Genomic DNA, 14,621 nt, shown 5'->3' on the forward strand with positions numbered 1-14,621 from the left:
TATGCGTGGCTTAACACCCTATGGAAACGGATGCGGATATGGATTGAGATGTTCTAGCCTCAGCGGCTGCTTCGCATATCCAAGTTCCATCGGTACCCTCAATACACGCTCTAACCCTACCACGCGGGTAAATTGATGACCGAATGTCATCGGCAGCATCCCTGGGATCAGCACTTTCACGCAATGAAGTCCATTTCGATTGATTTCCGGCGCTGTCAGATTCACCACGATCACATCGAGACTCAATCGGCGGAATGCCTGAAGAATGTCCTTCAGATCGTCCGTTAAATCAGCATGCCTTACTTTCCGCTTAAATTCCTCCTCAAACTTTCGCATAGGGCGATTCTCATCCAGCAGAAATTGCAGGCGCTCCTGCGCTTTCGGCAAACCGTACAGAAGTGAATGATCCTCCATCTGCTGCACGAGGGAGGAATCGTGAAACATCCGAACATACTCCTCCCGGTTCGCCTCAAATTTCTTATCCAGATTCAGTACCATGCTGGCCAACTCGTGAACCGCGCCTTTCACCGCCCGTACAGGATCAGGATGAGCTCCGGCCGCACAGATGAGATTCACTCCTGTTTGTTTCCTGTTTTTCGCTACCCCCCAAACGCTTGGAATCCCGTGCTCCATCGTAGAGTTAAAGAAATACACATCAAACCCCGCCACGGCTCGTAAACGATCGATCATCAACCGCAATTCTTGGTCGTTAGCCGAATAAGGGTCAAGGCGCGGGAGAGACAGCTGCGCATACCAAGTCATCAGAAAAGAATCTCGCTCCACCACTTCCAATATGCCGTAAAAAATCGCTTCCTCCAAACTTCCTCCTAACGCGCAGCCGTTGGAAGACTCGGACACGAAACCATGCCTGCAGCCCATGCTGTAATAAGAGAGCTGCTCTGGAACCAGAATCGGTCGCTCTTGCAAAAACGAATAGCCCCATACCCAATGGATTGGCTGGTTAGGATCGAACGTTGTGAACGGAAACCCCGGCTGAGCATACTGTTCCTTCGTGTGCATCCCTACCTTGACGGGGTCGAGCGCTTGATCTTCCAACTGGCGGAAGCTGCCATGGACTACCGTCCGTTTACCTCGTGGTGCCAGACCGCAGTACCGTTCTAACCCCTCCAAAATAGCGGTGGGCTCGCTCACTGCATAGGAATGAGTCCTCCCTGCCGTCCCCACGTCCTCTGTGAACAACGGCAGATTCACACTCACATCGGCAAATGGCGACGCAAGGTCCATCATTTTCCCATTCAAAAAGCCAGTCCGGTAATCCAGATAGTCTTTGGTTAGAACTTTATTCAGATCATCCATCGAGCGGGAGCGGTAACTTTCTGAGCTAATCTTCGGACTTGGTTGCAACGAAATTTGGGCTGCTGTTGATGAGTCATCAGGCAAACGACTACAAACAGGACACAGCGGGTCTGGGAGAAAGAAGTGAAGGGTGCTCTCCAGCGTTTTTAGGTTGATCAAAAACACCTTCCCTGCCGTGTAAACCGGATTGCCTTGTAACCTCCTCCGTGCCTCCACCACCAGCAGGTGAGCCATCTGCAAAAGTCCTGTACGCGACGCCCATGCGTCACTCGATATGCCCTCGTGCGCTACCAGCCTCATCTGTAGATCCCGCATCTCCCTTCGCTCGCGTCCCGCCATGAGACGCCGCGTGTCTGCACACTGGGAACACCCGCTTGTACCCGGACTTACCAGAGGCCCGATCACGCCCTCGCCAAATGAAACGAAGCCGCGCAACCAAGGGATGCCGGCTGGCTGCAGCAGCTCTTCCGCCTTTTGATGAACATGAGGATGCCAAGCATCGTGCAGTACCAGAGCCAAATCGACCGCTTCCGGTACGCCTGCCTCGAAATCGATTTGACGTACGACCTCGAAATGGGCTGACAGTTCTTCGTACACGCAGTCTGCCAACACCCCATTTCCAACAATCATAACGATATCGCTCACCGGGAACCCTCCTCTCGCAGCAACACGCCTAACACTCCAGCCATTTCCTCTTTCATAAACGATTCTGATGCCAGATCGATGACCAAGATCCGCTTACGGTTCCGTTCCAAGACCTGCAAGGCAGACTGAAGAACCTCCGATTTTGCATTCGCTCCACATGAGGAGATCACAAGGCTTAGTGGCAACTGTTCTGCCAGACGCACGGACGAAACCTCCAATACTTGCGATGTGAGGCGAGCCGGTTGGTTTTGTGCCTCCAACAGAGCCTGTTGCAAAGCATCCCGCAACGCCAGGGTTACATTCAAGCCTACACCGCCATACCAGTGATCACTCGTACCGACCCATACCACAGGGAATCCGGACACTTCCTCTCCCAAGCCAATTATCGGTACCCCCTTCATCGTGGTCAAAGCTTGCAAATAAAACTGGCAGTGCTTATCTTCTATATCAGACAACTTTACTCGAAAGACAGAAGGCAACTGACACGACAATTGCTTGCTCAGTATCTCGGCCAAACACATTTGCAACCCTCGGCCAATGCCTTCCGCAACCGTTTCTCCCGCTCCGACGCCGATAAATTCCTGCGGTTCAAACCTGCTGCCTTCTGATTCCTGTTGGGATGGAAGTGTAGAAACGAGCAGGCCGACCATTCGCGACACATACGCTTCAATCCCGGCTAGCCCCGCTTCCCGCCTAGCTCCTTCATGCGTCAGATCGGCACAAACAATGTCGGGCAGTAGCCCAGCCGCCCCTTCCGATAGCGGATCGACTGCCTGTACGCGACACTGAGAGAGCGGCAGCTGCTTTAAATCCCCCTCTTCCCAAATATGGAATATCCCTGACTCCGCCGATGTCAACCTGCTGAAGTAAGGAAGCAATCCATTTTCACTTTTGCTTGATCTCCGTTCGAGCTGCAGTTCGAAATCGTGAATCCATTCAGCTGCAATGCGTCCGGTCACAAGCGGATGGGGCATGAACGAATGCCATCTTCCTTCCAAAGTCTCCAGATTAAGCAGGAAGAACTGATTACTAAGCTCCAAATCGTTCGCTCTCGTAATCTTTTTTAACAATTCAAACACGATCACATTCGCTAACATCGCTCCCGCTGTGGAAGAAAAGGTGTGCAGCTGAGGGTCTTTACGAATCGCGGATTCGTGTATTCTGCGACACGCTGACTCCCAGCATCCCTCAAAGTCCGGATGCACTAGCGGACCCGCCAGTCCCACCTGCTGTAGACACACTGCGGGAAGAAACGTCTTCTTCTCCTCTCTGCAAACCGTATGAAGAACCCGTAGTTCCTCGATACCACCCTCCTGTGACACAAACAAAATCGAATCAAACGACCTCACAGCCTCCCGCCAACTACTAACCCCTTCCTTCTGCAGGGTAACCTCCTCTATTGCCACTTCCGGGTCCGTTTTACGGGCATGTGCCGCCAGTTCTAGCAACCGCTCCCGATCAGTCGGCTCTGAGCCCGAAATTAGTACGTGAAACTTGGGCAATCCGGATGCAAGCAGCGCAGAAATGACTGAGAGCAAAAATGGGCCAGAGCCCACCGTCAAAACTTTGGACTGACGATAGGACTGAAACCGGTACGCACCCGAATTACCGAAATTGTCCAAAAATTCAATTTGAGAAGCATACTTTTTGAGAACCTCTTGCGGCAATTGATGTGGAGCGTCTTGGCTCACATCCCGAACAAAGCCATTACGATACAACATTTCTGCAATTCTATAAACCTGATTCCGGTGTTGGTCCGGCAATCCGTCTGTCAAATCCTCCAACCTATGTTCTCCGTTGAATATCGGTAGCAGTTTTTCAATCCACTGATCGATTAATTCTCCTTCCATACGGAACGAACTTACATTGTTTCGAAAATACACACTACCATTTGGATTAGGGAGAAAAAACGTATCCCTTTTCACCTTCAGTCGCATCGAAGGGTTCAAATTTATCATTCTATTCCTCCTCTGTAAGTTGTTCCCGATATGCCTCAACTCTTCACAAATAATTCTATGTACAGCTATTTGTCCCTCATGTCTTATTCTTTCAAGAAAGCCCATGCAGCCAATGTAGTGAAGCGTTCCTTAAGTAGACATGAAAAAAAACCCCTGGGTTGCCGCTGGCCGCAGGGGCTTAACTCTACTCATTAGGTATCCACTGTTTCCGTCTGGAGGCTAGAAACAACGGGCAAAACCGCCTCAATGTCCTCAACGATGACAGTTATGACAGTTGTGGCAATTATGGCAGTTATGACAGTTATGACAGTTGTGGCATTGATGACAATTGAAACAGTTGAAGCAATTGAAACAATTGGTGCAAGTGGCGCAATTGGTGCAAACGAAACAAACGAAGCATAATCGAGCATCTTGCTGGTTTTGAGCGTTCCAAGCTGTCGCCTCACTCGCCTTGAACTCGGAAACATTCAAATTCTTTAGATCATTTTGAAAATCATTCATTTTTCCAACCTCCGTTTGATAGATAGTTGTGCCGGCAGCGGATAATCAGGAAACAACTTCCCTTTGAGATCCGCCAATTTATTCGAGTACTCCCATGACAACATATGAACTTAGTTCCGCTCTTGTTACTGATCTAAATGCCTATATTTTAATGCACTTCCTAAATCCATTCATCATTTGATACGCATTATCAAGCAACCTCCATGGTTGTTTGAAATGCAAAAAAAGCTTAGCCAAGTTCAACTGGCTGAGCTCCTTTTGCTTTTCGTTTTTGCTTATTTTTCCAATTCAACTTCATTCTTTCCAAGTGAAGCCTCGTTCTCTTTAGGCTGCCTTGGCTGTATGACCGTTCAAGCCATACCTCTTAGCCAGACGCTGCCCGTATAAAGCCGCTAGGATTTGTTGAAAAAGCATACCTGCGACAACCGGAAGCGCAACAGGCGGCGGAAAAAAGCTGATAGCGAGCACGGCACCCGCACTCAAGTTTCGCATCCCCGAATTGAAGGTGAGAGCAATTGTAACTTCGCGGTCCCACCTCATCATCCGGGACACAAGCCATCCTGCCAAATAACCGATGGTTGCACATGCGAAAGAAACAGCAATGATTTTTACCAACTGACCATTCATGTCTTTCAGATAAGGAGCAATGACCGAAGAATTAATCGCAACAACCACAAAAAGTCCTATTTTTGAAAAGGGCGCCAACCGCGGCCCCCAGGTTGTTTTAATTCTGCCTTTCGTCCATTGATTAAGCAGCATGCCAAGCAATGAAGGGATCACAACCATTAAGAATAACCCACTCATTATATCCCATGGGTCCATATGCACCTTAGCTCCAACAATGAGAGAGAGACTAAGCGGCACAATCAATGGAGAAAGCAGCGTATCCAGTAAGATGAGCGCCAAAGTGAGCGCTATATTTCCCCCGTATATGGTAACCCACACCAGGCTGACAACCCCGGTAGGAATAACGAACAGGAGCACAAATCCAGTCTGTGTCAAATCATCACCCGGGAAAAAGATCGAGCCGGCCCCCCATCCCAGTAACGGCATCGCAAGATGCAAAATGATAAAGTTGGCTATTATCGGAAACGGATGCATCATCACTCTATGTAAATCCTTAAAATTAGATCCAATACTTCCGGCAAACGTCATTGCAGCAAATATCCACGGTACTAGAAAGCTAAGATGATGCAGCCAAGCTGAGCAAATTAACCCAACAATAACAGCAGATGGCGTTACAAAAGGCATCGCTTTTTCGAGTACTTTATTCAATCGGATTAGCATAACACAACCTTCTTTTGTCTTTGATAGTGAGACTTTTCCATAGCTCCGTATACTTCGGTTCCCACTAATGCAAATCCTGCAAAGAGCAAGGCTAGAACTATCTTCCTCCGTCAATAAGATCTGGTCGAAAACTTCAACCCCCAAGAATTTGATCAATAAGATCCAATTCTTCTTGAGTGAAAGTAGGCTGCTTCAGAGCTGCCACATTATCGTCAAGCTGACTCACTTTACTTGCCCCAATTAATGCTGAAGTAACATATCCCTTGCGAAGAACCCAAGCTAAAGCCATCTGGGCAAGGCTTTGTCCACGCTCCTGAGCTAATACATTCAAAAGACGAGACTTAGCAATCTTCTCCTCAGTAATATCCTTAGGTCTTAGAAACACACTGCCACCTGCCGCACGGGAATCCGCCGGAATGTTTTCCAAGTAACGATCCGTCAGTAACCCCCTGGCTAGAGGGCTATAAGCGATTGACCCCACGCCTTCTCTTGCTAATATGTCTTGCAAGCCCTGCTCCAACCTTCTTTCGAACATCGAATAGTGCACTTGATGGATGATGAACGGAGTACCGAGACCTTTCAAAATAGCTGCTGCTTGCTCCGTTTGCTCCGCATTATAATTGGACACACCTACATATAGCGCTTTTCCTTGCCGCACAGCCTGATCCAAGGCGCTCATTGTTTCTTCCAGAGGTGTTTCAGCGTCAAAACGGTGCGAATAATAAATATCGACATAGTCCATCCCAAGTCGCTTCAAGCTCTGGTCAAGGCTAGCTAGCATGCTTTTACGGGAGCCCCGCTCCCCGTACGGACCGTCCCACATGCGATAGCCTGCTTTGGTGGCAATAATCAGCTCATCACGGTATGGGTGAAGATCTTTCTTCACAATTTGTCCGAACGTTTCCTCCGCAGAGCCTGCCGATGGACCATAGTTATTCGCAAGATCAAAATGCGTAATCCCCAAGTCAAACGCGTGGCGCGCTAAGGCCCTACTATTCTCGAATACATCAACGCTTCCAAAATTATGCCATAATCCAAATGAGATCGGAGGCAGCTTAAGGCCGCTCTTTCCGCTTCGATTGTATGGCATTTCTGCATATCTACCTTCATTAGCTAAATAGTTCATCGATGATCCTCCTTTTGTGCTTGCCATAAGTTCTATTGAATAGAGATGGTTGCGAGACCCGAGGCCGGAACCGCAAGCTTATGAATGCCTGTAGTCAGTATGGCAGACAACTCCTCTACAATGTCACCACAGCAATTCTTAATGATCACTTTCGCTGCTCCAACCTCACCAGTAACCTCTAGATAAAGTCCATCCTCTCTTCTACCGTTCACCACAGTCCACTCGGACACCAGTTCTGACGCATCCATAGGCACAATTCTGTCATGGTAGGCAACAATAAACCCTCTATTGTCTTTAAAAGCACGGACTAGCGGATACAACAGCTCTGGGTTCATAGGCTCAATACGACCTTCTAACAGCAGATCACGGTTCTTCTTCCAGAAGGAAAGCCAGTATTCAAGCATTTTCAAGTGATTGGAAGGAAGCTTATCCAAGAGGACGGATACTTGAGGCACCGAGAAGAGGCAATTAATTAGCTGCAAGGCGGCGCTTTCAACGGGTTCCTCAGGATGCCACATGATCATATCCGCATGAGCAGCCGTATCTCCACAAATCAGCCTAATGTCCAACGTACGCACTCGGTTCTGGATGCTGTCATTCGGACAGTCCGCTGCCCGGAACATATTGCCGTATTTGCGCATGGCAGGACCGATATACATCTGGCGGAATTCGATCATGATATCGGGATTTAATTCTCTCAATCTGCCGATAGAATCCGTCAATAAACGGTCAACGGCTGCTGGTATAGACTCATAGTCCTTGCCGGGGGCTGTTGAGGGAAGCTGCAGTTCAGGTGAATAAAACGTATCAATGAAATCAAGCTTGAAGCCGTCCAAGCCCCATTCTTTCACTGCTTCTTCATATTTATTGATGATATACTCTCGGACATCAGGGTATCTCGGATCGAGCACGGCTGCCCCATGATTTTCGTTAAATCGCAGAATCTTATCTTTGAATCGATCCCACACCTTACTGTATTTGCCGATGAAAGGAACTGAGTACCAGAGAATAAACTTCATGCCTAGCTCATGAACCGCTTCAACATGCCGCTTCATATCGGGAAATTTGCCATTATAAGTCTCCCAATCGCCGCAGTACGCATACCCCCTGCGGTTATCTTCCGTCTGCCAGCCATCGTCCACGATGACGGCTTCCATCCCCAACTTCTTGGCGATTCGGCACTGCTCTTCGATATGTGTATCTGTTACATTCTGATGCATACTGTACCAGGTCGAATACATCGGCTCCTTAGCAGCCGCAGGAACGTAGGCCGGGCGATATTCCGGCATGGCGCTCCACCACTCTTGAATGCCCTGAAGGCTTTCATAATAAGGAATATCTCTCGTATCTACGAGCAGCTTCGCCTCATAAGATGTGAAAGGCGCCGTCGTTTCTGTAAACAATCGAATGCGGCAATGGAAATCGGCCGTTTCCTCGCTGATGCCTCCCGAATAGTGCACCGTGTTAAGTGCATCCGAATAAGCAAATGTAAGCCTATTGCGGCCCACACTATTAAATAAGGCGTAAACAGGAGCCGACGCAGCCGCGTTGGAACGTAATGTGCGCATCCAGTCGGCTTTAAAGCTCTTATTCCGGTCCTGGGCTGGATGCCAACTGCCCTGAATGTCACAGGCGGAATGCGACCATTGAAGTGTAAAAACGGGAGGCGTCAGCGCCTCCACTGCTTCCAATTGCAGCGTGATGAGATCGATTCCCTCCTGCAGCTTTTTCGTAAACAGCGTGACAGTAAACCCATGATCCTCACCCGATAAAGTAAAGGTATGGCTATCCGTGTTTATGATTTTGTTCATACTGCGTCCTCCTGCTGTTGATTCTTATGACGATTCGGGCCTGCATGGCACCACACGGTGACAATCGGGTCATCCTCACTCGAATTGAGGTGATGATCCTCACCTGGTTCAACAATCACGATATCCCCGGTTGTTACCGGAATATGCTCCCCGTTTATTTCCATCGTTCCGCTTCCCTGCAAAATAAGGAAAGCTTCACAATCGCCATGGACATGGTAGTCCCTTCCATCCGGTCCATCGTTCGTGTGACTGCGCTCTCCCCGTTTCGCGAATGAAAGACCGCCTGAAGATAAATAAGCACCTGGTAAAACATCCTGCAAAATGTGGCCGTTCCTCTTATCCTGCAAATCGCTCAAACGCAGCTTTTTCATCTTGTCATTCCTCCATTTTCAAGCGGTAAAGGCGGCTTCGGAAATCGCCTTTCCAGATCGGTAAATTTAGACCCACATGCATGAGCTCATCCCCGCCAAATATTTCCACACCATTGCCTTGATCTTCCGCATCGTAAAGTAAGTAATTGCTCTCTGCCGCTAAACCCTTCAATCGCAGCTTCCTGAGGGGTGCATTCGGCTCCGACAGTGCTTGGAAAAAAGCGACCAACGCTTCCTTCTTATCCTCGGAAACAAACATCCAAGCAGCGCTAATGTGTTCAAAAGGGCTGATCAAACGGTAAAATTCGCCGAATTGGATCAGCGGCCGCAATTGTTTATAAAGCGAAACTTGCTTCTTCACGGCTTCCTTTTCCGTTTCCGTAAATGCGGTCAAATCCAGCTCGTAGCCAAAATTACCCGACATCGCCACACTCCCCCGCATATCGAGCGGCGTCGTACGATGCACTTGATGGTTAGGAACTGCGGAAACATGAGCGCCCATCGTGCTGATTGGGTAAACGATACTCGTTCCATATTGAATTTTCAGCCGTTCTACCGCATCCGTATTATCGCTCGTCCACGTCTGCGGCATATAGTAGAGCATCCCAGGATCGAACCTTCCGCCCCCACCGGAACAGCTTTCGAACAACACGCTCGGGAATGCGGAGGTTATCCGTTCCATCACTTCATACAGTCCGAGCATATAACGGTGAGCCGTTTCACGCTGCCGCTCAGGCGGGAGCTGGGCAGAACCGATTTCCGTCATATTGCGGTTCATATCCCACTTCACATAGGTGATTGGACTGCTCGCAAGAATATCGGTGATGACCGTTACGATGTAGTCTCTTACATCTTGACGCGAATAATCTAGAATCAACTGCTGTCTCGCTTCTGTCCTCCGCCGGCCAGGTATGTGGAGGCACCAGTCAGGATGGGCCCGATACAGGTCGCTGTCCGGGGATACCATTTCAGGCTCAAACCATAGACCGAACTCTAGATCTTGCTGCTTCACACGGCTTACCAAATCCGGCATGCCTTGCGGGAGCTTACCTCGATCAACGAACCAATCTCCGAGTGAGCTTTTATCATTGTCACGCTTGCCAAACCAACCGTCGTCCAGCACTAGAAGCTCTAAACCGAGCTCCTTGCCGACTCGTGCAAGCTCTTCAATTTTATCCGCGTTGAAATTAAAATAGGTGGCTTCCCAGTTGTTGATCAGAATCGGCCGGTGACGATCGCGGAATTGTCCACGGCATAATCGTGTGCGATACAGCCTGTGATACGTGCGCGACATCCCGCCGATACCTTCCGCGGAATAGACGAGAACTGCCTCAGGCGTTTGGAAGGTTTGCCCAGGCTCCAAGAGCCAAGAAAAATCAAATGAGTTGATGCCCATCACTACACGGGTCGTTCCGTAAGGATCCACTTCGGCTTGAGCAACAAAGCTGCCGCTGTAGACAAGACTGAATCCATAGGCTTCTCCATGGTCTTCATCCGCTTGCTTGGAAAGCAGGGCCATAAAGGGGTTGAGCGAATGGCTGCTAGACCCCCGGCGGCTCTCAATGACAGACCCACCTGTTAGAATGGGACGTCTTTCGATATGACGCTCACGCGCCCATGTGCCTGATAAATGAAGCATATCGAAATCGCAGTGGGATATATCAATACCGAAGCTCAATGCTCGAAGCAGCTTGATTGACTGATTTCCCACATTCATGAACCGAACAGACCGGGTTATCGCATCACAATCAAGAAATACGGTATAAGTGAGTATAGCCTTCAAACCAATCGTTGGATCAACCAACACGATATCGATACTTTCCGCTTCGCAGTCATTCTCCGTATAGGTGGACGGCAGTCCCTCTAACGGTGCTTTTCCCGCGTATATCCGATGGGACTCATAGATGAGTTCGCTGACCGTCGTTCCGTCTTCCAATTGAACCTGATAGGCCGGAACGCGAAAATCACTGCCTCCGTATGCCGGAAATTCCTGCGGCAACGTATCCAAAGACAGCGTTAGATCATTCGGGTCCGTGGACGGCGAGAAAGAGCAGCGACGTCTTATAGCGAGTAAATTCCCCGGATTGGTTCCCCGTATTTGGCGTCCCCAATGAACGTGAGCCAAATATTTGGATTTGATCAGCTGCATGATATAGCTCGATGATTTCCCTTGAAGATGGAAAGTTTGCGAATTCGAATCGTACACAATCCCCATTATTCCGCGTCTCCTTTTGCGTATTAAACCTTTAGATACTTCCACGCCCCGCGTTTGAACCTAAAATAAATCAAATTAGATCTGAGAAATTGATCGCAAGCAACGGCGCTCCATAAACCGATCATGCCCCAATGAAAGACGTAAACAAACAAGTAACTGAGTACAACCCTTATTCCCCACACGCCAATGAATGTCGAATATAAGGGGTACCGGGTATCTCCTGCTCCTCTTAACGCTCCTCCAAGAACAAACTGCGATATTTGAGATATCTGGATAAAACCTACGATCCGAAGCGCCCATGCCCCTTCGCGAATAATCGTCTCATCATTCGTATATAGCATGAGGATGTGGGGAGCGAGTAGAATAAAAAGCATTCCCATAAAACCGGCCACGAACATGCCGTACTTTCTGACTTGCCACACATATCGTTCGGCGAGGTCGGGTTTACTTACGCCAAGGGTTTGCCCAACTAGCGTAGAGGCTGCGATGGCAAAAGCAGCCCCCGGCATAAACGATATCCCGATAATGCTTGTTACAATTTGTGATGCCGCAACGGCAACGGTCCCGAGTCCAGCACAGATTTTCACAAACGTCATAATCCCTAATCTCATAATAAGCTGCTCTAGACTGCTAGGTATCCCTATCTTCAACATGCGTCTGATCATGGCCTTATCCAATCGACTTATATCCGACCAGCCGATACGGACTGCAAATCTGCCGCTGAACAAGACGGCTATAAAGCAAATCATAGCCCCGGTCTGGACCACTAAAGTAGCGATGGCCGCCCCCTTAACGCCAATTTGCGGAAAATCGAGGTGACCGTAAATCAGCACAAATCCGAGGATAACATTGACGCATCCTGACAGCACATTGATTTTCATTGGAGTCCGTGTGTCTCCCGCCCCTCGCAGAATAGCAGATAAAGCAGACGAGATAGAGGAGAAGCCAATGGAGAAAAACATTAATTTCGCATATGGCAATCCATATTGAACGACCTCAGCGCTGGCTCCCATCATACGGAGCATGCTCTCCGCAAAGGTGACTCCAATCGCAACAATTAGGACAGACAGGACGGTACCGAGCAGAAGCGACTGCCCTGCGGCCAGATTCGCGTCCCCCATTTTGCCCGCTCCTGTGGAACGTGCGACGATGACGGTTGTACCTGTATTAAGCGCTGCAAAAAGGACGGTCAGTAATAAGTAAGGTTGGCTTGTTAAACCCACTGCCGCCACGGCAATAGCCCCAAGGTGTCCGACCAGAATCATCATCACCATTTGGGTCATATTCATGAGCAGCATTTCCGTCAAAGATGGACCTGCCAGCTTGAAAATCATCCGGCGAACGGCTTTATCATCCTGCGGATCAATCGAGACGGATTCGCAGGATAATTCTAACCCTGCACTCATGGCCGACCTGCCATCAGATGCTCCATTCTGGCAAATACGCTTTCGTATTTTGCAGCATCTGATCGAACAATACCTCGGCATCGCGGATATCGATATTCACAAGCGGATCGTTGATAAACGCCTTGAAAGCTAAGTCTTTGTCCTTTTGGAGAGCAGCCCTCAAAATAAGCTCCTGGTTCATCGTATGTTGCAAGACCAGATTATTGACCTCCATCGGAAGCTCGCCCGCGTAGACCGGACGCAAACTATTCGCTGAGAACACAGCGTTCGTTTCTACTACCGCTCCCAAAGGAATTCCCTTCATTTGTCCAACGTTGGGAACATTAATATTGGTCACGAATTGTTCAAGTCCGATTAGACCTTTTAACTGTCTGACCTCTTCCTCTCCAGATGCCTTGAGCGGCAGCTTCTCCTCGGAACGTAGCAGCTTACTGTAAAAATGTTCCGTTGCTGCATGCTTGTCGACACGGCTTTGTACCGTCGTTAAGCCGAACTTCCATGAACGAACTGTCTCTGGATCTTTCAAATACCAAGGAGGCATAAATTCCGCCAAGTGGCGATCACCTGCCGCTGCAATAACGCCATAGCGCCGAAACAAATCAAACTTTACGCGGTTGGCAGCCGTATACGTGTTCGTGACCCAGGCATCTTTGTTATGCTCAAATCCGGATTCAAAGTATGTATCAACAAACTTCCGATACATCGGAATTAGATCCATATTTTGATATGTTGCTTGATCGATCCAAGTAAAATGATTGATGCCCAGCACATTCACTTTCACTTGATCCCGGTGCACACCTTCAATCCCTTCCATATCCCGCAGCATACGAATCAAAAGACCTTGCACACCGAAAATCTCATGGCAGCAGCCAAGTGCTTTAATTTTCGGAAATACTTCAAAAAGCGTCCGCGTACAGAGTGTCATTGGATTCGTGTAATTAAACACCCAAGCATCCGGTGAAAAGCGCTCAATCGCTTGTGCTATTTCCACATACATGGGAATGGTGCGCAGAGCTCTGACAAGGCCCCCGGGTCCAGTCGTATCGCCAACGGCCTGATAAATGCCGTATTTCTCCGGTTCATGTACATCAGATTCCATCTCCCGGAATGTACCGGGCAGGATTGAAATAAACACAAAATCGCATCCGCTTAGCGCCTCTTGGAGCGTTGGATACGCCTTGTAAGTCCATTTGGATTTCGTCTCCGCATAATCTGAAACCGAATTACCCAGCTTTTCATTATTTTTGGCCTTGCCGTAATCAAGGTCGTACAAACGAATGGTGCCTGACAATTGACCATCTAACGCCAGATCGGCAATCAGATTTTTCGCCCAATACATCGAGCCTCCACCAATATAAGCGATTTGGATATCGCTGACTTTCTCATTAGCAAATTTCATGTTGCCCCTCCTTCTTGTCTCGGAACCGTCTTGCATACGTACCAGTATAGTTAACAATTCCAAATTTCGGGATGGCAAAAATTAAGTCAGGTTGTGATTTTTTACACTTTTATGTACGTAGGATGGATATATCCTGAAAGGCCTTAGCTGGCAGGGGATTATTCAAGTTTTACCAGTTAAATCTTACCACTCAAATCTTACCACCAGCAGTCTTGTATTTGGATGTGCTAGATTATTGAGCTATTGTAGTAAATTACGATAGCTAAAATGCAATTTCTCAGAAGCCCCCTAATTAGATTGGAGAAGATCCAATAGAAGTCCGTCTTCAGACAAGGAATGGGCCATTTCATTGGAAAAAATCCAATGGAATGGCGATTTTCACAGCCCTAGAGAGCATTTGATTGGAATTATTCCAATGGAGTTGCAAATTTCGTCTTGAAAACCAATACCGATGCACCAGAAGCTATATAAAAAAGTAAAAGCTCCTAGGCCCCCTAAATAAACTGGAGTCCTCCTTTCAAATAAATTAAACTTATTTACAAAGGGGATGATCCGGAATGGGAAAAAGATTAGGAGAAGAAATAC

Annotated in this window: 10 protein-coding genes; all 10 read right to left on the reverse strand. The window is 48.4% G+C overall.

Annotated features, from left to right (window positions below; genetic code table 11):
• Positions 1–18: 18 nt before the first annotated feature.
• Complete coding sequence (locus ASG85_RS16725) at positions 19–1,962, reverse strand: TOMM precursor leader peptide-binding protein (protein ID WP_060647049.1); 1,944 nt, start codon at positions 1,960–1,962, stop codon at positions 19–21.
• On the reverse strand, positions 1,959–3,920 hold the full coding sequence (locus tag ASG85_RS16730) for a putative thiazole-containing bacteriocin maturation protein (protein WP_060647051.1): 1,962 nt from the start codon (positions 3,918–3,920) through the stop codon (positions 1,959–1,961). Before ASG85_RS16730 ends, ASG85_RS16725 begins: the two co-directional genes overlap by 4 nt.
• 252 nt (positions 3,921–4,172) lie before the next feature.
• Positions 4,173–4,421: a heterocycloanthracin/sonorensin family bacteriocin gene (locus ASG85_RS39895; protein ID WP_082588111.1), complete on the reverse strand. Its 249-nt coding sequence runs from the start codon at positions 4,419–4,421 to the stop codon at positions 4,173–4,175.
• Between the two features lie 324 nt (positions 4,422–4,745).
• Positions 4,746–5,708 carry a bile acid:sodium symporter family protein gene (locus ASG85_RS16735; RefSeq protein ID WP_060647053.1) on the reverse strand — a complete coding sequence of 321 codons (963 nt, stop codon included), beginning with the start codon at positions 5,706–5,708 and terminating at the stop codon, positions 4,746–4,748.
• 133 nt (positions 5,709–5,841) lie between these two features.
• Positions 5,842–6,834 (reverse strand): aldo/keto reductase, encoded by a 993-nt coding sequence (locus tag ASG85_RS16740; RefSeq protein WP_060647055.1) that lies wholly within the window; start codon positions 6,832–6,834, stop codon positions 5,842–5,844.
• 32 nt (positions 6,835–6,866) lie between these two features.
• Positions 6,867–8,645: a glycoside hydrolase family 36 protein gene (locus ASG85_RS16745; RefSeq protein ID WP_060647057.1), complete on the reverse strand. Its 1,779-nt coding sequence runs from the start codon at positions 8,643–8,645 to the stop codon at positions 6,867–6,869.
• Entirely contained in the window at positions 8,642–9,016 is a 375-nt protein-coding gene (locus ASG85_RS16750) for a cupin domain-containing protein (protein WP_057304904.1), read from the reverse strand. Before ASG85_RS16750 ends, ASG85_RS16745 begins: the two co-directional genes overlap by 4 nt.
• 4 nt (positions 9,017–9,020) lie before the next feature.
• A complete protein-coding gene (locus ASG85_RS16755) occupies positions 9,021–11,231 on the reverse strand; it encodes an alpha-galactosidase (protein WP_060647060.1) in 2,211 nt (736 codons plus the stop codon).
• Positions 11,232–11,254: 23 nt separating this feature from the next.
• On the reverse strand, positions 11,255–12,637 hold the full coding sequence (locus ASG85_RS16760; protein WP_060647062.1) for an MATE family efflux transporter: 1,383 nt from the start codon (positions 12,635–12,637) through the stop codon (positions 11,255–11,257).
• 13 nt (positions 12,638–12,650) lie between these two features.
• Entirely contained in the window at positions 12,651–14,036 is a 1,386-nt protein-coding gene (locus tag ASG85_RS16765; protein WP_060647064.1) for an alpha-glucosidase/alpha-galactosidase, read from the reverse strand.
• Between the last annotated feature and the right edge of the window lie 585 nt (positions 14,037–14,621).

Origin of the sequence: Paenibacillus sp. Soil724D2 (assembly GCF_001427935.1) — a bacterium.
Classification (GTDB): domain Bacteria; phylum Bacillota; class Bacilli; order Paenibacillales; family NBRC-103111; genus Paenibacillus_E.